Origin of the sequence: Pseudoalteromonas sp. S4741, from assembly GCF_005886135.1 — a bacterium.
In the GTDB taxonomy this organism is placed as follows: Bacteria; Pseudomonadota; Gammaproteobacteria; order Enterobacterales; family Alteromonadaceae; genus Pseudoalteromonas; species Pseudoalteromonas tetraodonis.
This window is the reverse complement of the sequence record NZ_PNCN01000022.1, coordinates 1-20,929: the sequence shown is the minus strand read 5'-3', so window position 1 is coordinate 20,929 and position 20,929 is coordinate 1. Positions and strand designations below refer to the sequence as shown.

Here is a 20,929-nt window from a genome sequence, read left to right as displayed (position 1 = left end):
TGAGCTACGTATTTTTAAATACAGTTTAAAGACGTGTTTATGGTATAACGACTTCACATCTTTTATAGTAAATCTCTGTTATAGTTAGAAATAGCTAAGCATAGTCACAGTGCTTGATCATATTTGATACACGAGGATAGAGCCTATAATGAAATTTTTCACCCTGGTTTTACTTATCATAAGCCTTTTTAGCTGTTATGCAGTGGCAGGCCCAAGTAATAAAACTCGCTTTATTCCGCTGTTACAAACTAAGCTGGGTAATTACGAAGTGACCTCCAGTAATTCTGGGTTATGTACTAATAGCCGATTACAATTTAATAACCCTGAAGATCCTGGGCAAGGTTTTAGCTTAGGCAAAGAGATTTTGTTTAACTCCTTACACAATGGCACTCGTACCATTGAAAAACCAAATTATTGTTTTATTACCAGCTCGCTAAAATATAAAACAGATGGCCTAGAAAATAGCTTACGCATGAGCCGCTGTGATAATCCTATCCATGAAGGAACGATCAAACAAAGCATTACTTTTTTAACCAGCAATACGCTTAAATACACATTGGACAATCCGAGTGTAGAATGTGAATTTATTAAAGTTGCCGACTAACACTGTATTTTTGGAATATCACGCCAACGAGTCGTGTATTGCGGCGATAAAAAAGCCCTGTTCATATGCCAATGATCATTTAATTGGCTGCTCGCCACGTTAAGCATTCCTTTACCGTATCTATGATTAATAGCATCTAAACAGTTCATTAACTGCGGGTTATCGGTTTGCTTATCAAATAAATGATGTTGTTGAAACTGCTGTGGGCTGAGCTCTAATGCGCCCACACCACATTTATAAAATCGAATTCCCGGTTGATATATTTGCTCAAAACTCTTTGATACCGCATTGGCCATAACGCGGGTATCGTTAGTGGGCGGATCAAATTGATACATAACTGACTTTTTATAAAAGGCGTGTTCATGTGATGAGCTGGCAGCAAAAATATAAATACGATGAGTTAGCGACTGTTGAGCTCTTAATTTTTGTGCAACTACACTAGCATGATTTATTAGGGCGGTTTTAACTGCATCGGGGTCGCAAAGTCGCTGACCAAAACTACGTGTTGAAAAAATAGCTTGTTTATCTTGGCGTACATCATCCCAGTTTAAACAGGTAATGCCGTTGAGCTCGTTAATTGTGCGCTCAAGCACCACACTAAATTGGCGACGAATAGTTTTTGGGCTTTGCTCAGCCAGTTGCCACGCGGTATGAATGTCCATGAGAGCCAGCTTTTTAGCTAAACGTTTGCCCACCCCCCAAACATCTTGGCATTGCATTCGTTGTAAAATAGTGCGGCGACTTACTTCATCGTCAATCACTGCAACACCATTAAAGCCAGTTAGTTTTTTAGCTGCATGGTTAGCGGCTTTGGCTAAGGTCGGTGTTGGGCCAAAGCCAACCCCAACAGGGAGTTTGGTTTCGCGCCATACAGTACGCCTAATTAGTTGCCCGTATGCTTGCCAATCGTTAATTAAAGGTTGATAACCATTAAAGTGTAAAAACGATTCATCGATACTGTAAACATGCTGGGTGTCACAAAAGCGGCCAATTACACTCATCATCCGGTCGCTTAAATTAGCGTATAGTTCATAGTTACTAGAGCGTACAACCACATTGTTTTGTTCTAGTAACTGCTTAACTTTAAAGTAAGGGCCAAATTTAGGAATATTAAGCTTACGCGCAATTGGGCAGACCGCACACACACAGCCGTCGTTATTGGTAAGCACCACTACCGGCTTTGAGCGAATGGCGGGATCAAATACCTTTTCAGCACTGGCGTAAAAAGCAACGGCATCAACTAAGGCATACATGAAAGTAACTCAGGGCTTTGGCGATGCAGCCTAATAGAGCGAGTTACCACACCTTCAAGCTGAAACTCATCTGACTCAGTTAATTGCACCGGCTTATAAGCAGAAGAGGCTGATAGCAAGCGTGCATTGGTCTTATCAAGCAGCTTACACACAAATAAACCATTTAAGTTAGCCACAATAACATCGCCATCTTTTGGTATTTCAGCCCGGTCAACCAACAGTAAGTCGCCCTCAAAAATACCAATTTCTTGCATAGAGCACCCAGACGCTATCCCAATAAACGTGGCATCAGGGTGCTTTATTAATAACTCATCAAGTGAAACGCCAAGCTCTGTATATTGTGCTGCAGGTGACTCAAATCCGCATACACCGGCCTCTATATAAATGGGAATAACAAACATAACACAACCTAAAACGAATATACTGTATAAGTGTACAGTATATTCGTTTTATATAAGTTATGCCAAGTAATGGATCTGCGATCAATCCATATTTTTGATCATTTGCTGAGCTGTATCTAAGAAGTCATTGATTTGCTGTGGGTTTAAGTTTTTACACATTTGCGCATTTACATACTGCTCAGCGTTTAATAATTTGTTGTAAAGCGTGCACCCTTGTGCGGTAAACGACAGAATAAAACAACGCTTGTCATGCTCACTGGCATTCTTATGAATTAAGTTTAGCGTGAGCAGTTCTTTCACTAATCGTGCTATTTGGGCTTTGTCGCGTTGGGTTTGATTCACAATATCGTTAGCAGTGCACTGAGGTGTCGCTGCAATAATATGCAGACAACGCACATGCATCGCGTTTAATCCAAGCTCACCTGCATTAATGGCTTCGCGTATGGTAACGCGATAACTTTGCATTAAAGCAAATAATGTATTGGCCAATGAAGAGTTCATAATAAATCCATAGTAGTTGACAAAGTCAATTAAATCACTATAGTTGATTTTATCAACCAATGGGGCGTTGTGCAATTCATCATTTTAGTGAGGTAAATTTACATGGGTAAAAAAGTACGCAAAGCAACCGTATTAAGCACAAAGCAAATAACCCCACATTTACAACGCATTATTGTCGGCTCATATGAGTTTAACGACCTGAGTGAGCAATACATTGGTAACTACGTTAAGGTGCTTATTCCACAAAATGGCCGCGTTGACTTTAATATTAAAACTACGTGTATGCGTTCATACACTATAAGGCATGTTGATGAGCACACTGGTGCACTTACCCTCGACTTTGTGATAAATATGCACCAAGGCCCAGCCACTAATTGGGCTAAAGAAGCAAAAGTAGGCGATGAAGTGGGTATAGCAGGGCCAGGCCCTAAAAAGTTGGATAACTATGATCATTCATATTATCTATTACTTGGCGATTTAACTTCGGTTAATGCAATTAAAGGCTACGTGCAACAATTGCCTATAAACGCAAAAATTGACGCGATTATTCATGCACCAACAAAAGATGATGTGATTAGCTTAGACTCCTCGCGTGATATAACTTGGTTAATAACAAATAACCCCGATACAGATATGATAAACGCATTAAAATCGCTACCACTTAGTGAGCAACAACCTATTGTATTTATGGCACTTGAAGCCGGATTAGTCCGTAAAGCAAAAACCATATTAACTGATGAATTAGCTATACCGCGCAGTCAAATTGTTGCATCGGGCTATTGGAAAAAAGGGCTTGATTCAGAGGCGTATAAACTAAAGCGTCAACACGCTGCTGCTAAAAATAGCTAACTTAATTGTTGTTCAGTCACATCGCTATTTAGCTTTTAAAAGGCAAGGCGCCTTGAATTGACTGTAATGTCCCCCCATCTCTTACCGTAGACTCATTATTTATGGTTAACGCGCCATAAATCGCTATTTAATTTGGAGGTGCTACTTTGTTATCAACCATTCCTTTTTCGTTATTAGAACTGGCGCCTATGCCTAAAGGTGCCACTGTGAGTGACACCTTAAATAAAAGTACAGCCTATGCGCAAAAAGCTGAGGAACTCGGTTTTAATCGTTTTTGGTTAGCCGAGCATCATAATATGCCTGGGATTGTTTGTGCGGCTACTTCGATTTTGGTGGGGCACATAGCCGGTCACACTAAAAAAATACGCGTAGGGTCGGGTGGAATTATGTTACCTAATCATGCTCCTTTAGTTGTTGCTGAGCAATTTGGCACCTTAGAAAGTTTATACCCAGGTCGAATTGATTTAGGGTTAGGGCGCGCCCCAGGTAGCGATCCTGTGACAAGTCGTGCATTAAATAACGATATCAGCCGTGCTGAAAACTTTCCTAATGAAGTGAGCGAGTTACAAACATTATTGGGCCCTTATGAGGGAACTAAGCGCGTGCGAGCAATACCTGGTGAAAACACCAATGTTCCCATTTGGCTTTTAGGTTCAAGTTTATTTAGTGCGCAGTTAGCTGCACAAAAAGGATTACCCTATGTATTTGCGGGGCACTTTGCACCGCGTTTTGTGCATGATGCAGTAGCCTTGTATAAACGAGAATTTAAACCATCAAGTGTATTAGCTAAGCCTTATGTCATGTTGGCATTACCTTTAGTGGCTGCCGATACAGATGAAGAAGCACAGTACTTATCAACTACATCTAAGCAGCGAGTGTTATCGTTAATTAGAGGCGACGAGTTGTGGTTAAAACCTCCAGTAGAAACAATGGAAGGTCTGTGGAGCGAACAAGAGCGCGCTCATGTTGAGAGCTTTTTAGGGTTAAGTGTTACCGGTGGGCCAGCCAGTATTAAACACAAGTTAGAAATGATCGTAAATCAATTAGGGGTCGATGAGCTTATATTCACCAATGACTTATTTGATAATGAAAAACGCCATAAGGCGCTTGAAATTTTAATGCAAATAAAACACGGATAAGCAATTGGTTAAGCAAGCGTACACTCAACGCTTGTTATGCTATTAAACAGATTAAAGTTGATTACGTCGGGGCCATTTTACATTATTTTAAAAAGTGGCAATGAAAAAGCTTGTTCTGTTTTTTCAATAGAACTAATTTAAACAATCAATTTTAATTATGAATATTGAGCGATTATTATAAGGGTATGCAACACAATTCAGCTAAATAAATAGGAAGGTAAAGCGTGAAATCTCAAAACAGTACGACACCCCATTCATGCAACGATTCAGTGCAGCCAAAAGTAGCGCTGATAGCAGAAGGTGGCGGACAACGAGGGATATTTACCGCGGGTGTACTCGATGCTTGGTTGGAGCAAGAGTATGATCCATTTGACTTGTTTATTGGCACATCTGCAGGCTCTCAAAACTTAACGAGCTATTTGGCACGTCAAAAAGGCTATGCTAAACGCCTGATCAGAGGCCTTTCGCGTCATAAACGTTTTTTTCAATTAGGTCGCGGCCTAATGGGCAAACATATTGTTGACCTAGATTGGTACTTTGATAAAACTACCGAAGTGAACAGAGCGCTTGATTTTAAAACCGCAAAAGCCAGTTTAGGTGACCGTGAGCTATTAATTACCGCAACTAATGCCCGTGATCGCAAACCTTATTTTTTATCCCCAACAGGGGAAGGCCAACAATGGCGAGAACTATTAAAAGCGTCAAGTGCACTGCCATTTTTATATAAGCAAGGTGTAAAATTGACGCCGTGGTTAAATGCATTAGCCGCAAATGAATTAGGTAAAACCGAGATACAGTCAGAGTCTGATTTTTACTTAGACGGTGGCCTTGCCGCACCGCTTCCTGTACGCGAAGCCTATAATCGTGGCGCACGCAAAATTGTGGTTATACGCACCGTTGATGAAGCTTTTCAGGCTCAATCAGCATGGATAAGTAAATTAAAATCATTTGTTGAAGTATCTGGCTATTGCCCAAAAACAATAGATTACTTATTACAACATGAGCAAGCCTACGAAGATGAGTTAGCATTTATTGCTAACCCACCAAAAGATGTAGAAATAATCCAAATTTTTGCAAATCAAAAGCTTTATAGTAAGTTATTAGGCAGCTCAAATGATGACTTACGATTTGACTATAAACTTGGTTTAGCAGCAGGCCATAACTACTTAAAAAACCATCACCCAGCTCAAGATGATTATAAACACAGCTACATAGCGTAGCTGTATATTAACGCTTAAACTTAAATTACCACTTAAGTTTAAGCGTTGGTAAAATACCTCGGAAAATTAAAACTATGCTTTTTTTAAACTTATCGATGGCTTTTTATTGCTAATCGTCGCCCCTAATAAAATAAGTACTAAAGCTATAAATACTGACCAACTAAAGGGAGCCTGCGAGGCGAGTATTAAAATAAAGGTAGAGAGCACCGGCGTTAAAAAACTCAATGAGGCTAATAGCGATCGGTTACCAAATTTTAAACCATGATCCCATAAATAAAATGCACCACCCACTGGGCCTAATCCCAATAAAATAGCACCTATCCATTGTGAGACAGACAAACTAATAACGGTTGTTTCAAAATAAAAAAGTGCAAAAAGGGCAAGCACTGCCACAATAAGTGAAAGCCAGCCTATGTCATCTACATGGCTATCAAATTGTGACATTAAATAAGAATAACTAGACCACAGTAGCGCGCAGCAACCTGCAAAAAAATACCCTAAGTAATACTCACTATTGATAGATAATACACTGCCATCGGTAATTAAACTAAGCGTACCTAAAAACCCCAATAATCCGCCCAATATTGCTTTAAATTTAGACCCTGGGGTAGCCACAAATACACCCAGTAATAATGGCCAAAGATACACTATTAAACTTACCTCAATTAAAGTGCCGTATTTTAAAGCCATAAAATAACAAAAGTGAAAACCAAATAAGCCAGTAACACCTATTATAAGTTGTTTTTTAGAAAGCTTAGGAGGGGTTAATAATGGCTGTTTTGAAGCAAAACGTTTTACTAATAAAATAATAAAAGAGAGTGCAAAGCACATAAAAAGTAACTGAAAAGCCGGGAGTGCTTTGGTTAAATTACCCAGTAAAGCTAAAAGCCCCCACGAAAATATTGCTAAAAAACCTATGTATGTTGCCATTAATTACCCTCCGTAAATACTATTTACTAAGTGTATCAGTTGAGGCTTTTAAAAATGTGCTAAAAAGACGGTGCTATTGTTTGTTATGACGCAATTTAACCTAAGTTATGCTTAAGCTTGATTTATTATCTCGTGTTTAAATTATCTACATTACTGCTTTGCAAATGCCTTAGGTGGCTGCCCAAAGTATAAATTAAACCGGCGGCTAAACGCAGAGGCATCGTTATAACCAATGCGCTCGCCTACTAAAGCAATCGGTAAGTCTGAATGGGTTAAAAGGGCGCGAGCGTGCTGCATTCGCAACATAGTTAAAAAACTCCGATAGTGGTACTTTTTTTAAATACAGTTTTAAATTGCGTAACGCTTAAACAGGCTATATCAGCCAGCTCTTTTAACGTGTAGGGGTACGCTAAATTTTGCTTAACAATAGTTATTACATTATCTATTCGCTTATCAATATTACTGTGGCTACTTTGCTCACAAAGTAATAAGTAAAATAAATCAAAGGTTGAACTAGTAAGCTTGTCGTCGTTAACAAAAAGCAGTTGCTGCTCTATAAACTGTAAGTAACTTAATAAACGGCTATCTATTGAGATTTTAGGGCATAAAAGATGAATAAGGTTTTGAGGTAGCGCGTCTAAATCTGCCACAATAAAACGCGCGGCTTCATCGGCCGTAAAGGCATGCACCACGTTTTTCTCTATAATGATACAACTACCCGTACTAACCGTTGTTTTAAAGTCATTATTTAATGTTATGTGTATTTCACCGTGTAGGGGTAACACGAGTTGATGGTAATTATGCTGGTGGTGCTTTATATCTTGCGAATAATACCGAATAGAAAGCTTATTCATTGCCTACTCCAATACCTAATACATAAACCGAGTATTGCCTAAAATACTTTAAATAAAACATAGCGTTAATAAACCTAAGTAGATGACAATAATATACTGGTTTCGCTATTTAAAATGCCTTCTATTTCGCGTACTTGCCTGAGTACGCCATCAAACTCACCTAAATTTGCCGCCTGTATTTCAGCCACTAAATCCCAAGCGCCATTGGTGGTATGTAACTTTGTTAGCTCTGGTATGCCGCGCATGGTTTTAATTACCTGCGATGTAGATTTACCAACCACTTCCACCATCATTATTGCTCTTACCGCTTCGGTTTCTATGTGTTCGTGTACACGCACCGTAAAGCCTAATATAGCACCCGATGAAAACAAACGGTCTAAGCGGTTTTGTACCGTCCCGCGCGACACTTTTAAAACATCAGCTAAAGCAGAAATAGAAGCACGGCCATCTTTTCTTAATTCAGCTATTAACGCGTTATCTAATGAGTCGTAAATATAAGGGGTCATAAAAAGTCTCGCTATTTTTCAATACAAATTACTAAATTTGCACATTAAAGCATAGCAAAATGATAAAAAATAATATCATTTGTATAAAATATTGGCATTTTAACTGGCATCTGTAGTCGATAAACTTATTTCAATTAGTTCATATTTTTATTACAGAGGTATACATGAGTCACTTTATCGTACAGCCAAAACAAGGCGTTCCATTTGTTAGCGTACAGGCAATGGCTAAACTTATAAATAAAGTAGGCATAGAAAACGTGCTATTAGAGCTCACCCAAAAATTAAAGCAAGACTTTGCTCGCTGGCACGAATTTGATAAATCACCACGTTATGCAGCGCACTCTCCAGATGGCGTAATAGAGCTTATGCCCGTAAGCGATGGCAAAATGTTTAGCTGTAAATATGTAAATGGCCACCCAAAAAACACCTTTAAGGAGCTTCAAACCGTCGCGGCCTTTGGTATTTTATCGGATGTTGATAGTGGCTATCCGGTTATGATCAGTGAAATGTGTTTACTGACTGCACTACGTACCGCAGCTACATCAGCATTGGTGGCTAAATACTTGGCACCTAAAAATTCAACAACGCTGACATTAATTGGTAATGGTGCACAGTCTGAGTTTCAGGCACTCGCTTTTAAAGCCGTATTAGGTATTACTCACATTCGCTTATACGATATTGATAAAAATGCCTCACAAAAAGCCTACAACAATTTAATTGGCTATGGCTTAAATGTAACTCTATGCAATAGCGCAGAAGAAGCCGTGCAAGGCGCGCACATTATTACCACCTGCACAGCCGATAAAAAAAATGCCACTATTTTAACCAGCGATATGATCCCCCAGGGCGTGCATTTAAATGCCATTGGTGGCGATTGCCCTGGTAAAACAGAGCTTGATTCACAATTATTAGCGCGCGCAAATGTGTTTGTAGAGTACGAACCGCAAACCAGAATAGAGGGCGAAATACAGCAAATGAGCGATACCTTTGCCGTAACAGAGTTTCATAAAGTAATTAATAAACAAGCAGCTGGGCGTACAAGTAACAACGAGCTTACTATTTTTGATGGGGTAGGTTTTGCAAGCGAAGACTTTACCGCGCTGGTGTATATTAAAGACGCGCTGGTGGCTGCGGGTGAGTTTGAACTACTTGATTTAATTACACAACAAGCCGATCCCCGTAATCTATTTTCGGTACTAAATACGGCTGATACACCTAGCATAACCAAGCAAGAGCAAGTGGCATGAGTTATATAAAGCAAGCACCAAGCGCTGTGGTTATGGTGCGACCGCATCACTTTACATCTAACCCACAAACTATGTTAGACAACACGTTTCAAAGCACCTGTAACTCAAAAAATCAGGGTCAGCTCGCTTTTGACGAAGTTACTAATGCGGTTAAATTATTACAAAACGAAGGCGTCACTGTTCATTTATTTGAAGATGAGCATACACACACGCCGGACTCAGTGTTTCCTAATAACTGGTTTTCAACACATCAAAGTGGTGAGCTAGTTGTTTATCCAATGTATGCAGAAAACAGAAGATTAGAATATCGAAAAGATATTATTGATTTTTTGACTAATCACTATAAAGTGTCATCTCTGACTGATTATTCATTTTTAGTGAAAGAAAATGCATTTTTAGAAGGCACCGGGTCGCTTGTTATTGATCACCCACATAAGCTTGCTTATGCAGTAGAATCTAAGCGCACTACAAAAACTGTGGTAGATACAGTGTGTGAAAAACTTAAGCTCAAACCTGTTGTATTTAATGCTTATGACGAACAAGGCACTGCGATTTATCATACTAATGTATTAATGTGTGTAGCAACAGAGTTTGCCATGATCAGCCTAGATATGGTGCCAATAAGTCAGCATAAACAATTAACTAGCCATTTTTTACAAAGCCATTTAGAAGTTATCAACTTAACAAATGAGCAAATAAATAGCTTTTGCGGCAACGCAATAGAGCTACAAGGTACAAATGGCCGTATTTTAGCACTCTCACAAACGGCGTTTAATGCACTTACAACCGAACAAAAAGCAGCAATACAACAAACAGCTAAACTTGTTTCGTTACCTATACCAACCATAGAGTCGGCGGGAGGTTCGGTTAGATGCATGATTGCTGGCATACACCTGAAAAGTAAATAACCTACCACTAAGTCTACATATTTAAGGCAGCTAAGCTGCCTTAATCTATGGCTAACATGCATAATAAAATGCCTCACACTCTAAAAAGTTTGAGTAAAAACATAATAAATATAAAAGGATTAGCCCATGTTCGATACCGTTGTAAAAAGTGTAAATGGCCTACTATGGGGAGACGGTCAAATACTGATTTACATACTACTGTTTGCAGGTATATGGTTTTCGGTACGGTTAAAAGCAATTCAACTAATAAAATTTAAACACATGTTTAGCCTTTTAAAAGGCAGTAGCAAGTGTAAAAAAAACGACATTTCATCATTTCAGGCATTATGTACCGGGCTATGTGCACGAGTAGGTACAGGTAATTTAGCTGGGGTAGCCGTTGCCATATCACTAGGCGGAAGCGGCGCCATATTTTGGATGTGGGTTATTGCCATACTTGGCATGGCAACCGGCTTTGCCGAAAGTGTATTAGGACAGGTGTATAAAGTACGCGATAGTAGTGGCGAGTTTAGAGGCGGCCCCGCATATTATATTCAGCAAGGTTTAGGCAGCCGTGCCTTTGCCATTGTGTTTGCCGCGTGTTTATTTTTAGGTTACGGCTTTACCTTTAGCGCCATGCAAACCAACACCATTACAGACGCACTTAACTATGCATTTGAAGTACCTACCTTTTACTCTGGTTTAGTTATTACTGTATTAGCAGGCTCAATTATACTTGGCGGCTTTAAAGCAATAGCTCGCTTTGCTGAACGTGTAGTGCCATTAATGGGCATATTATTTGTTGCCGCCGCCGTAATTATAACGCTTATAAATTTACCGCAAGTACCTGCCATGCTCAAAGATGTGTTTTTATCAGCGTTTGGCCTGCAAGAAGCCGGCGCAGGTGCAATGGGCGCAGCCATTAAAAATGGTATTCAACGTGGTTTATACTCTAACGAAGCCGGCGCGGGGAGTGTGCCCCATGCTGCAGCAAGCGCAAGCCCGATTCCTAATCACCCAGTAACACAAGGCTATATACAAATGCTTGGTGTATTTTTTGACACCATTGTACTTTGTAGCTGTACAGCCGTTGTTATTTTATTAGCAGATATAGATATTAGCGGCGAAATGGAAGGCATACGTTTAACGCAAAGCGCCATGACCGCACACTTAGCACAAGGCGGCGTATATTTTGTTGCGGCAGCCATTACCTTATTTGCTTTTACCTCGGTGGTGGCCAACTACGCTTACGCCGAAAGTAACCTGCATTTATTTAAGCTTGATAACAAAGTAGGGCGCGGTATTTATACTTTGCTTTATTTATCAATGATGTTATGGGGTGCATCTGCCACATTAAAACAAGTATGGGATTTAGCCGATATTGCCCTAGGGTTAATGACAGTAGTAAACGTTATCGCTATTATACTACTCACACCGACTATTTTGTCTGTTACTAACGACTACAACGCACAAAGAGACAAAGGCATAGAGCCTGAGTTTAAGGTAAAAAACGTAAAAGTGCAGGGCAAATGTGAAGACGGAATTTGGGATTAAGATTAAAGTTTAAAAGTTTTATATTGCATAAGTATTCATTTTAAGTTTGGTTTTAACAACATTAAACTGCGACTCTACAGGTAGTATTTTTAGATGATCGACATTTTTGCAGGTAAAACTGCAGCAAAAATAATAAACGAACAAGGGTTTAAACCTGAGCTTTTACCTCGTTTTTAGGGGCAAGTGGTGGCCCTAAATGGTTTACCTTGTAAAGCTAAACACCGATATTTTAAATTCAGTTCTATTTTTGTATAAAATATAATTAAAACTATAAAGTAGACAAGCTATCTTACCCCCCCCTATAATGTTTATAAAAATAGAACATTTATCAATAGGGAAATTACTTGAAAATAATACTAATCACACTTACCTTGCTTTTTTCAAAGTCAATCTACTCATCTGAATTACCTATAAATCTTTCAGGAACAATTGAAATATCAGTTAAAAATGGCACTATTGATGCTAACTTTACACTTAAAAATATGCCAAAACTAAGAGACTATCTAATACTTCTCAACTCAGGATTTAATATTCAGTACTTTAGAAATCATAAAAACACGAGTAACTATGTTTTCAAAAAAACTTATAACACTAATTATTCAGAGGAAAGTTTTGGTTATTACCTTCCAGACAAGACAGGAAAAGGTAAGATTTTACCTTCAATAATGCAGTTTAAATATACTGGAAAATTTCCCGTTATTAATAACATGAGCAACGCAAGTGAAACTGGAGACTGGAAAGGTAATATTGCTTTTAACGGAGAAACAATTCGTACCGATAGCTTTCAAACAGCCTGGTATCCAATTCTATATGATATTGAAAAAGATAAACGACATGACGCAATAACTTATAATATAGAAGTTACGTGTTTAGACTGTAAATCCATATATGTTAATGGCAGTAAGCCCGTATCAGCTACTCACGCTATATTTAAAAAAGAAAAGCCAGTATCTATTTCTCTATTTGCAGGTGATTATGATATTGCTGTAAAAAACGGCAGCTATTATTTGAATTCAGGCTTATCAGAAACTCAAATGTCACTATTAGGAGAAATAACTTCATCATATGAGCAATATTATCAGGAGAAACTATCTATAGCATACGGTGAAAATGTTGTTTTCATACACACAGCTCCTGTATCTAAGAAAGATTCTTGGCTTTTTGTATCGTATCCTTCAATAGTCACTATCAACCATGATCAGGGAGGGTTAAGTAAATTACTAAATGATAGCGAATCCAGATGGTTTAAACCTTACCTTGCTCACGAGTTAGCGCATTACTATTTTTTGACGTATCGAACATTTAATTCTGAGTTAGGCGATATGCTTCAAGAGTCATTTTCTGAATACCTATCTTTAAAAGTAACAAAGCAGTTCATTAATAATGAAACATACATAAACAATATAAATAAGAAACTGATTCAACTTCGAGATAAAAAATTGACCGCCATAAAAGAAATTAAAAACAACTCGGATTATGGTAACAGAAATCTTTATGTATATACCTATGCACCTATTATCTGGCTAGCTATCGAAAAAGAGATTGGTGAAGATCATATGTGGCAATGGTTGAATAAATTACTCACAGTTAAAACAAAACGAACCGATTATCAATTTATGATAACAACCTTAGCAAGTGTTATAGAAGAAGATAAATTAGATTTTATAATAAATACTTATTTATCAAATAATAATTCAATAAAGAATGCTCGTGCAGTACTTCAATAAATTAAAAACATACATGACTAAGAAGTAACTTTATGCTCAATATCTATGCAGGTAAAACTGCAGCAAAAGTAATTAACGAGCAGGGGTTTAAACCCGAATTATTCAGCTCATTTTTAGGTGCCAGTGGTGGGCCAAAGTGGTTACCTTATTTGGTTTAGATAAATATATATTTGGCGAATTTTTTAAAAACCATACTCAACCGCTTAATTTAATTGGCTCATCTGCAGGGGCTTTTCGTTCAGCCTGTTTTGCACAAAACGATCCAGTTGCAGCCATTAAGCGGTTAGCAAAATCGTATTCGCAAACCCGATATTCTAATAATAAACCAACCCCAACTGAAATTACCACTAAAGCCCGCGCATTATTAGATGATGTATTTGGGGAGCACGGCGTAACCGAAATTTTAAATAATCCTATTTTTAAAGCGCATTTTATAGTGGCAAAATCGAATGGCTTTATTGCTAGTGAAAATAAATTAATTCAACTTTTAGGTTTATCAAAAAGTTACATGCTTAATCGAGTTAACCGAAAATTATTAGGCTCGCAGTACGAGCGATTTATTTTTGGTGCGCCAAACAGCAATTTATCAATAACCGACAGTTATAATTTTAAAACGCAAAACATACCACTTAGCCAAACAAATTTAAAAGATGCCTTATTAGCATCGGGCTCTATACCACTAGTAATGCAAGGCATAAAAAATATTGCCGGTTCGCCACCAGGAATTTACCGCGATGGCGGCATTATTGATTACCACTTTGATTTAAAAATTAATAACCCAGGCTTAATTTTGTATCCGCATTTTAATTCAGATCCAAAAGCAGGTTGGTTCGATAAAAATTTAAAACGAAAAGTGTCACCACAAAATTACGACAATGTAGTAATGATCACCCCATCAAAAGAATTTGTAGCCGGCTTACCTTACGGGAAAATCCCAGACAGAAACGACTTTACCAATCTTGATGCAGACACGCGTATTAAATATTGGAATACTGTTTTTAGTGAGACTGAGGCATTGGCTGAATCTTTAGATGAAAAAATAAACGATAAAAATTCACATATCAAAATTTATAAATGATAATAGAGGACAGATGAGATATTCTCCTATTAAACTAGTGTGTATAGACATACTTTTCTCAATTTATTTATTAAAATTATTTTCATAATAAAATTTTAATTCGAGAATCAAAGAGTGGAAATTATAAAAATGTTCGTGAAAATTACTGAATGTTTTTGATAGTGGTAAACCTTTAATTAAAGAGTTGTTTATGTAAGTTGAATCTTGAATTAAAAGCAATATTTTCAATAGACCTGTATCTAAAAATGGATATAGTGGGGTGAGTTCAGTAACAAAACGCTCAAATTTTTGAGCATTTCTTTTTAAAATATCTTCAGCTGTGTCATTGACGCTATCATGTGTTGCAAGATAAAAAGTTGTACTATTCATGTGTGAATTACTTCCAATTAATTTTGAAAATAACATGAAGTCGTTTAAATCAAGTTGATCAATTTCTTTAGATATATTTGCAGCTTGTTTGAAAAGAATTAATTCATTTTTATAGGATGAAAGAGCTAAACTTATTTTTCTGTCTAAAACGAAATTAATGTTTTCTTTATCCTTAATTTCTTTTCTATGAACAAGGGAAATATAAAAAATATAACTACTGAAAAATGATAAACTAACTGATAGTAAAAGTTGTTCAGCTTCATTACCCCAAGAAAAAAACATAGGTATTCTATTCGAAAACATTGTTGTTACTAATATAATCATCATTGAAATTAATACTAATAAAGTAAATGTTTTGCTCTCTAACATGACATATTTTTTTATTGTTTTTAACATTAAATTTAATTCCCTTTATTAAGCAGTAAAAAAATATATTAGATAATCAATTGATAATGTCTGATTTTTAAAACTATATATTCTTTAAAAGGTTCTTAGAATAATTGTTCACTGAATTAGCGAAAGTAAACAATCACATTATATCAAATATAATAAGTGATGAAATATTATTGGTAATCACGGCTAAATAGGTAAGGTTACATTGATAACCCATAAATTACGTTATGTTAAATTGAGTGAATTAAATTAAAGTGGGCGTAATCCATAAAACTAGCCCACTTATGATAGGGTTTTGATAGCTTAGTTTAGCTCAGAATCTACCCAAAATTTAGTGCCTTTTAAAACGGCTTGTAGTGCAAGGCCACTTTCGGTTAAAGAGTAAACAGTAACTTGGTCAGCAATAGCTTCGGCAACTAAAGCGCCACCTTTATCTTGGTATTTTGCAGCAGCATCGGCATTACCACCGAACGCCCAACCATGTTTAATAAATCTATTTAACGCTGCTTGATCGTGAAAAACCATCACAATATTGAAATCTTTAACACCTAAACCTAAGCCTAAACCAGCTTCGCCCATATTCATATAGGTAGATTTTCCGGTTAGGTTATTTTTTACTACACCGTACCCACCACCAAAACTGGCTAAAATAACATTTACATTGGCATTATCAAAAACAGCATATCCGGCAGAGTTGGCGATTTGGGTTTTAACATCTGGTTTTTTTTCGTATAGAGCAGTTAGTGTATTCGATTTCATACTTTGTACTAAAGCACGTTTTTCTCCAGGGGAAGCACTGCCTGTAGTAGCACAACCTGTTAGTAATACACTTATTGTAAGTAGGCCTAACACTATAAATTTTTTCATAAAACTTTCCTTGATAAGATTCATACCAAAACACAACAATGTTTAAATAAATACACTTTTACTATGTCCAATACTAGACATAATATATAGTGATTACTGTGTACTTTCTATTTTTTAATATTATAACAATAAGTTATAATTTAAATTGAGATACACATTGTGTATCTCAATTTTCCTAATCTATGTACTTATTTTACAACAACTATAATGAACACTAACCAAATGGATTCTAATTTTTTAATAATCGTTAATACGTAAAAATAGGAATATACGAAAATATTAGGTTAGAAGCTTAATGCTTCTCCCCTATTCAAGTGTATTTGCTGTCTTTTTTTATTAAGTGATCTGAACCATCATTAGTGGACACTTCGTTAAGCGACATTTAGTTGTTCAAATTTCTCGGGGCTTAAATAGCCTAACGCACTATGCCTTCTCTTTTTGTTGTAATCAATTTCTATATATTCAAATACATGCTGCCTCATGGTTTCTCGGTTCATAATAGGCTCATATTGGATGGCTTCGACCTTGAGTGAATGGAAGAAGCTTTCCACACACGCATTATCCCAGCAGTTGCCTTTACGACTCATACTTTGCATTAAATGATGTTCGCTTAATAAATCACGATAAGCATGGGAAGCATATTGGCTGCCTCTATCACTATGTACAATGACATCTTTAGGTCTACCTCGGCGCCAGATAGCCATTTGCAGGGCGTCACACACCAAAGATGATGTCATGCGTGTACTCATTGACCAACCAATCACTGAGCGCGAGTACAGGTCGATAATCACAGCGAGGTAAAGCCATCCTTCGCTGGTCATTAGATACGTGATATCACCTGCCCATTTTTGGTTGGGCTTATCGGCGGTAAAGTTCTGCTCAAGTAAATTAGGGGCCACAGGTAAATTGTGTTTACTGTCGGTGGTCGACTTGAATTTACGAGCTGCTTTAGCTACTAAACCCTGACGTCCCATGCTTCTGTTGATGGTTTTTACATCATGTTTATTCCCTTGCTCCGCCAGCTCGACTTGGATACGTCTCGCACCGTCTCGCTCTTTACTGTCAACAAATACGGCTTTGACCTGAGTATCTAACATTTGCTGTTGTTGTTTGCGCTTACACACGTGCTCACATGATTTTATCCATGCATAAAACCCACTTGGCGATACACAAAGTACCTTAGCCATTCTGATAACGCTGAATGTGCTTCGGTAGCTTTGCATAAATTCAAATCGTGTTATTTTTGATTTTTCGCGAAGTAGGTGGCGGCTGTTTTTAATATGTCTAGCTCCTCTGCTTGCACCGCTAGTTGGCGTTTCAAACGAGCATTCTCGGTAGCTAACGTACTTTCTCTATCTGATGTAGATGCCTTTTTCAGAGCAGCAGTTAGCCAATAGTAAAGCTGGGACTCTGCGACACTTAATTCTCTGGCAGCTTGAGCAAAACCTACTTTACTCGCCAGCTTTAGTGCTTCTTCTTTGAATTCTTCTGAATAGGATTTACGTTTGGTCTTAGTTGTCATGTTTCACCTCTATGAGTTAGTTTACTCACTTAATGAGGTGTCCAAAACTATTGGTTCAGATCAAGTTAAACTTCGCCAAAATGCTGAGAGCAAACATTGAGTTATTAATTTTAATAATTAGCTTTTAGCTAAATTAAAAAAAACTTTAAAGCTGGTAGTTTGATTATTTGAACTGACCTCTACATCACCACTGCTTGCTTGCGCTAGAGCTTTAACTATTGCAAGCCCTAAACCGGCTCCATCACTATGGCGTTGCCGAGACTTATCTGGTCGATAAAAGCGGTCAAATAAATAAGGTAAATGTGCAGAAGGTATTTTCTCACCGGTATTACTCACACAGATACATACTTTTTCAACAGATGTTATTTCACTACTTACCGTAATTGATGACCCCTTCGGTGCATATCTTATAGCATTCGATAACAGGTTTGATAACAATTGACGAAAATGTAGTTTATCACAATAAAAACTGATGTTTTCACCTGCTTTATTAAGTATCAACGATGATTCTTCAGCTAAAGCATCAAAATATTCAAACAGCGCTTCAATTTCTTCATGGCTGGATAAAATGTCTTGGGTTGGTTGAATTAGGCCGTTTTGGGTTTTTGCCAGCCAAAGCATGTCACTAACCATCTTAGTTAGTCGTTCCAACTCTTCTAGATTAGAAAATAATAACTCTTGGTACTCTTCGGATTGCCTTTTTTTAGATAGGCCAACCTGCGTTTGAGTTATTATATTGGTAAGAGGTGTGCGTAGTTCATGAGCAATATCACTAGAAAAATTTGATAGCCGGATAAATTCACCTTGAAGCCTGTCTAGCATTAAATTGAAAGATTGCACCATATTAACAAGCTCAATAGGCACTTTATTTTCATCAAGCCTTACATCCATCTTATTAGTTTGGATGTCATGCATTTTCTGACTCAAACCTCGTAAAGGGTTTAATCCTTGATGTATAGCAAACCAAGCCACCAATAAAATGAGTACCGCAGAGCCAAACATAATAGCCCAAAGGCTTTGTTGAAATTGATTGAGAAAGTGTAAATGAAAGCTCATGTCTATCGCTGTAGTAATTTCGTATTGCTGTTGCCCAGTACTTAAATTACTCACCAGAGCTCGGTAGGTGTGGGTATCATTTTGCCATGAGGTAATGTTGTTACGGTTAAAGCCAGCTGAAGCCTTAGCACTCATTACAAAATCACTAAAATCTCGTTCAGAACTTTGAAAAATGAGCTCTCCTTTTGCGGTATTTACCTGATAGTAAACACCGTGATGACCCGCTACAGCGTTAGATAATTCATTTTTAAGTTTCAGGTTTGATTTATACTGTTGTCTTAAAACTAATTCAATAGATTGATTAATAACATGCAGTTCACTACTATCTTGCTTGAAAAAATGATGTTTTATCGAACTATTTATTAAGGTGGCAACTAAAGTTAAGCACGCAATAACGGTTACAGCCACAAACAACACAACACGCATCGTAAGTGATAAAGGCCGTGACTTAATAGCCATCAGTTTCAACCTCTAATTTATAGCCCATACCACGAACCGTATGAATTAATTTAATAGTAAAGTCATCATCAACTTTTGCTCTTAGCCTACGAATGGCAACATCAATCACATTGGTGTCGCTATCAAAATTCATATCCCATACTTGAGAAGCAATTAACGAACGTGGCAGTACTTCACCTTCGCGCCGTAACAATAGTTCAAGTAAGCTAAACTCTTTATTACTCAATAAAATACGCTTGCCTGCACGTTGTATTTTTCGCTTTGGAATATCCATTTCTAAATCAGCAACGATCAGTATATCGTCAACTGTTTGTACTGCACCACGGCGAATAAGAGTGCGTACTCTTGCTAAAACTTCAGCAAAAGCAAAAGGCTTTATTAAATAGTCATCAGCACCAAGTTCGAGCCCCTTTACTCTATCGTCTATGCTATCGCGAGCAGATAAAAATAGTACTGGGGTTTTGTTATCTGCTTCACGTAGCGACTGTAAAATTTTCCAACCGGATACGTCAGGTAACATGACATCAAGTATTATTACATCAAATAAGTCGGTCATTGCTAGGTGATGACCGTCAAGACCATTGCGCGCCAAAGAAACCTGAAAACCAGCTTCACTTAGTCCCTGTTTTAAATAATCTCCCGTTTTTGCTTCATCTTCAACAACTAATAAGCGCATACAATTCCTTCATTAAAGTCCTAACAACTACCTCTGCAAATATTATGCAGTATCTGTCACTACAGCAACATGACACCAAGATTACAACTTTGTAATGTTCGCGTCATGTTGAAGACAGGTCTATTTTCTATACTTAATACATATTCTGGTATGAAGGAGTAAGGAAATGGGGTTTAAAAAGTCATCACAACAGGTTAGCACACCACGAAGACGATTTGTTCAAGGCTTAATTGCAGGAGGTGTACTTGCTGCTTTTCCGAGTGTATTACATGCTGCATCATCTTTAGTAGCAGGAACAATAACAGGCACTGTGCCCGAACTTAGCGGCAAAGTAATTGATCTGGTTATAGATGAATCGCCGGTTAACTTTACTGGCGTAGTACGTATGGCGACAACTATCAATGGCTCTATACCCGCCCCTACCTTGCGCCTCAAAGAAGGCGATGACGTTACTATTAGAGTAACAAATAAGTTATCAGTACCGAGTTCAATTCATTGGCATGGCATTATTTTACCGTATCAAATGGATGGCGTACCTGGTATCAGTTTTAAAGGGATTATGCCTGGCGAAACCTTTGTTTATAAATTTAAATTACAACAAAGCGGTACATATTGGTATCACTCACATAGTGGCTTTCAAGAAATGACTGGCATGTACGGTGCATTAATTATTGAACCGCGAGAAAAAGATATTATTAGTGCAGATAACGAGCATGTTATTCAATTATCTGATTGGACTGATGATGACCCAATGGATTTGTTCCGCAAGTTAAAAGTACAGAGCGATGTATTTAACTTTAATCAACCTACTGTTCCAGAGTTTTTTGATGACATTTC

21 protein-coding genes and 2 pseudogenes are annotated in these 20,929 nt (G+C 37.5%); 11 read left to right on the top strand and 12 right to left on the bottom strand.

Translation table 11 applies throughout. The features are described 5' to 3' along the window. Nucleotides 1-148: 148 nt before the first annotated feature. Nucleotides 149-604: a hypothetical protein gene (locus CWC30_RS03610; protein ID WP_036984033.1), complete on the top strand. Its 456-nt coding sequence runs from the start codon at nucleotides 149-151 to the stop codon at nucleotides 602-604. Here the strand turns inward: CWC30_RS03610 and CWC30_RS03605 are convergent. From CWC30_RS03605 to CWC30_RS03595, 3 genes are all read right to left on the bottom strand, one after another. Beyond that, a complete protein-coding gene (locus CWC30_RS03605) occupies nucleotides 601-1,857 on the bottom strand; it encodes a Y-family DNA polymerase (RefSeq protein ID WP_138626450.1) in 1,257 nt (418 codons plus the stop codon). The genes CWC30_RS03610 and CWC30_RS03605 overlap by 4 nt on opposite strands. Next, entirely contained in the window at nucleotides 1,845-2,258 is a 414-nt protein-coding gene (locus CWC30_RS03600) for a LexA family protein (RefSeq protein ID WP_013463339.1), read from the bottom strand. Before CWC30_RS03600 ends, CWC30_RS03605 begins: the two co-directional genes overlap by 13 nt. 81 nt (nucleotides 2,259-2,339) lie before the next feature. Next, complete coding sequence (locus CWC30_RS03595; RefSeq protein ID WP_138626449.1) at nucleotides 2,340-2,759, bottom strand: MarR family winged helix-turn-helix transcriptional regulator; 420 nt, start codon at nucleotides 2,757-2,759, stop codon at nucleotides 2,340-2,342. Between the two features lie 102 nt (nucleotides 2,760-2,861). Between CWC30_RS03595 and CWC30_RS03590 the strand changes: the two genes are divergently transcribed. The 3 genes from CWC30_RS03590 to CWC30_RS03580 all read left to right on the top strand — a co-directional run bounded on the left by CWC30_RS03590 (nucleotide 2,862) and on the right by CWC30_RS03580 (nucleotide 5,967). Then, the gene (locus CWC30_RS03590) at nucleotides 2,862-3,608 is read left to right on the top strand and encodes a siderophore-interacting protein (RefSeq protein WP_138626448.1); all 747 of its coding nucleotides are present in this window, start codon (nucleotides 2,862-2,864) and stop codon (nucleotides 3,606-3,608) included. Nucleotides 3,609-3,754: 146 nt separating this feature from the next. Further along, on the top strand, nucleotides 3,755-4,747 hold the full coding sequence (locus CWC30_RS03585) for an LLM class flavin-dependent oxidoreductase (protein ID WP_036984037.1): 993 nt from the start codon (nucleotides 3,755-3,757) through the stop codon (nucleotides 4,745-4,747). A 224-nt stretch (nucleotides 4,748-4,971) separates the two neighbouring features. Beyond that, nucleotides 4,972-5,967, top strand: a complete 996-nt coding sequence (locus CWC30_RS03580; protein WP_069439753.1) for a patatin-like phospholipase family protein — start codon at nucleotides 4,972-4,974, stop codon at nucleotides 5,965-5,967. 72 nt (nucleotides 5,968-6,039) lie between these two features. On the opposite strand, the gene CWC30_RS03575 is transcribed toward CWC30_RS03580, so the two are convergent. The 4 genes from CWC30_RS03575 to CWC30_RS03565 all read right to left on the bottom strand — a co-directional run bounded on the left by CWC30_RS03575 (nucleotide 6,040) and on the right by CWC30_RS03565 (nucleotide 8,257). Then, nucleotides 6,040-6,897, bottom strand: coding sequence for a DMT family transporter (locus tag CWC30_RS03575; RefSeq protein WP_138626447.1), 858 nt, complete (start codon nucleotides 6,895-6,897; stop codon nucleotides 6,040-6,042). A gap of 150 nt (nucleotides 6,898-7,047) precedes the next feature. Further along, on the bottom strand, nucleotides 7,048-7,203 hold the full coding sequence (locus CWC30_RS18625; protein ID WP_249929820.1) for a helix-turn-helix domain-containing protein: 156 nt from the start codon (nucleotides 7,201-7,203) through the stop codon (nucleotides 7,048-7,050). A 2-nt stretch (nucleotides 7,204-7,205) separates the two neighbouring features. Further along, nucleotides 7,206-7,751, bottom strand: coding sequence for a cupin domain-containing protein (locus CWC30_RS03570; RefSeq protein WP_249929819.1), 546 nt, complete (start codon nucleotides 7,749-7,751; stop codon nucleotides 7,206-7,208). Nucleotides 7,752-7,825: 74 nt separating this feature from the next. After that, nucleotides 7,826-8,257 (bottom strand): Lrp/AsnC family transcriptional regulator, encoded by a 432-nt coding sequence (locus CWC30_RS03565; RefSeq protein ID WP_036984041.1) that lies wholly within the window; start codon nucleotides 8,255-8,257, stop codon nucleotides 7,826-7,828. A gap of 164 nt (nucleotides 8,258-8,421) precedes the next feature. On the opposite strand from CWC30_RS03565, the gene ocd reads away from it, so the two are divergent. The 6 genes and pseudogenes from ocd to CWC30_RS03535 all read left to right on the top strand — a co-directional run bounded on the left by ocd (nucleotide 8,422) and on the right by CWC30_RS03535 (nucleotide 14,750). Next, on the top strand, nucleotides 8,422-9,504 hold the full coding sequence (gene ocd, locus CWC30_RS03560) for an ornithine cyclodeaminase (protein ID WP_138626446.1): 1,083 nt from the start codon (nucleotides 8,422-8,424) through the stop codon (nucleotides 9,502-9,504). After that, nucleotides 9,501-10,412, top strand: coding sequence for a citrulline utilization hydrolase CtlX (gene ctlX / locus CWC30_RS03555; protein ID WP_069439758.1), 912 nt, complete (start codon nucleotides 9,501-9,503; stop codon nucleotides 10,410-10,412). The genes ocd and ctlX overlap by 4 nt, the downstream gene beginning before the upstream one ends. 126 nt (nucleotides 10,413-10,538) lie before the next feature. Then, nucleotides 10,539-11,945, top strand: coding sequence for an alanine/glycine:cation symporter family protein (locus tag CWC30_RS03550; RefSeq protein WP_138626445.1), 1,407 nt, complete (start codon nucleotides 10,539-10,541; stop codon nucleotides 11,943-11,945). A gap of 93 nt (nucleotides 11,946-12,038) precedes the next feature. Then, nucleotides 12,039-12,154, top strand: a pseudogene (locus CWC30_RS18620) (patatin-like phospholipase family protein); the annotation flags it as partial. Nucleotides 12,155-12,289: 135 nt separating this feature from the next. Further along, nucleotides 12,290-13,672, top strand: coding sequence for a gluzincin family metallopeptidase (locus CWC30_RS03540; RefSeq protein ID WP_036984045.1), 1,383 nt, complete (start codon nucleotides 12,290-12,292; stop codon nucleotides 13,670-13,672). Between the two features lie 32 nt (nucleotides 13,673-13,704). Continuing rightward, nucleotides 13,705-14,750, top strand: a pseudogene (locus tag CWC30_RS03535) (patatin-like phospholipase family protein). Nucleotides 14,751-14,813: 63 nt separating this feature from the next. Here CWC30_RS03535 and CWC30_RS03530 read toward each other — a convergent pair. From CWC30_RS03530 to CWC30_RS03510, 5 genes are all read right to left on the bottom strand, one after another. Beyond that, entirely contained in the window at nucleotides 14,814-15,515 is a 702-nt protein-coding gene (locus tag CWC30_RS03530) for a hypothetical protein (RefSeq protein ID WP_036954723.1), read from the bottom strand. Nucleotides 15,516-15,815: 300 nt separating this feature from the next. After that, complete coding sequence (locus CWC30_RS03525; RefSeq protein ID WP_036984047.1) at nucleotides 15,816-16,379, bottom strand: lipid-binding SYLF domain-containing protein; 564 nt, start codon at nucleotides 16,377-16,379, stop codon at nucleotides 15,816-15,818. Nucleotides 16,380-16,750: 371 nt separating this feature from the next. Continuing rightward, nucleotides 16,751-17,901 (bottom strand): IS3 family transposase gene (locus tag CWC30_RS03520; protein WP_138626444.1). Its coding sequence is split into 2 segments (ribosomal slippage): nucleotides 16,751-17,646 and nucleotides 17,646-17,901, totalling 1,152 coding nucleotides; the frame shifts between segments, so codons are not numbered across the junction. Between the two features lie 117 nt (nucleotides 17,902-18,018). Then, entirely contained in the window at nucleotides 18,019-19,416 is a 1,398-nt protein-coding gene (locus CWC30_RS03515; protein WP_138626443.1) for a heavy metal sensor histidine kinase, read from the bottom strand. Beyond that, entirely contained in the window at nucleotides 19,406-20,092 is a 687-nt protein-coding gene (locus CWC30_RS03510) for a heavy metal response regulator transcription factor (protein WP_008109918.1), read from the bottom strand. The genes CWC30_RS03515 and CWC30_RS03510 overlap by 11 nt, the downstream gene beginning before the upstream one ends. A gap of 166 nt (nucleotides 20,093-20,258) precedes the next feature. Here CWC30_RS03510 and CWC30_RS03505 point away from each other — a divergent pair. Then, nucleotides 20,259-20,929 (top strand): multicopper oxidase domain-containing protein (locus tag CWC30_RS03505; protein WP_171034680.1); only part of this gene is annotated, 671 nt, incomplete at its 3' end.